Annotated in this window: 1 protein-coding gene; it reads left to right on the top strand. The window is 62.7% G+C overall.

Annotated elements, in window-relative coordinates:
* The coding region (locus JK635_RS28145; protein WP_202653236.1) for a phospholipase A at nucleotides 1-275 on the top strand (275 nt) is incomplete at its 5' end.
* Between the last annotated feature and the right edge of the window lie 208 nt (nucleotides 276-483).

Raw genomic sequence — 483 nt, 5'->3', positions numbered from 1 at the left:
TGTCCGAGGGACAGGATGACGATAATCCCGACATCCTGGACTACATGGGCCGCGGCGATATCAGCGTGCAGTGGCGTCGCGATGGCCACGAGGTTTCACTCACGGCCCGGCGCAATTTCTCAACGCGGCACGGCATGCTGGAAGCCGGGTGGGCCTTTCCGCTGGCGCCCGGACTGAAAGGCTATGTGCAGCTGTTCTCGGGTTATGGCCAGAGCCTCATCGATTACAACCATGCCCAACAGTCGCTGGGACTGGGCGTGATGATTGCGCTGTGACGGCCTCTGCCAGCCCTTCGCCTGATTGCGTGATTGCCTGATTGGCGGCCGAAAGGCTATAGATGGAAACGGTAGCCGGCGCCGTCGTGCTCGCGCTGCGCCACCCGGTCACGGCCGGCATGCTTGGCGGCATACAGCGCTTCGTCGACGGCCCTGATGAATGCCTCGTGGCTGTCAAAGCGCTGGCCTTCGTCCATGTGAGCAGCCA

Origin of the sequence: Neobacillus paridis (assembly GCF_016765675.1) — a bacterium.
In the GTDB taxonomy this organism is placed as follows: Bacteria; Bacillota; Bacilli; order Bacillales; family Cytobacillaceae; genus Neobacillus; species Neobacillus paridis.
The sequence above is the reverse complement of the archived record's forward strand: the minus strand, read 5'-3'. Positions and strand labels throughout refer to the sequence as shown.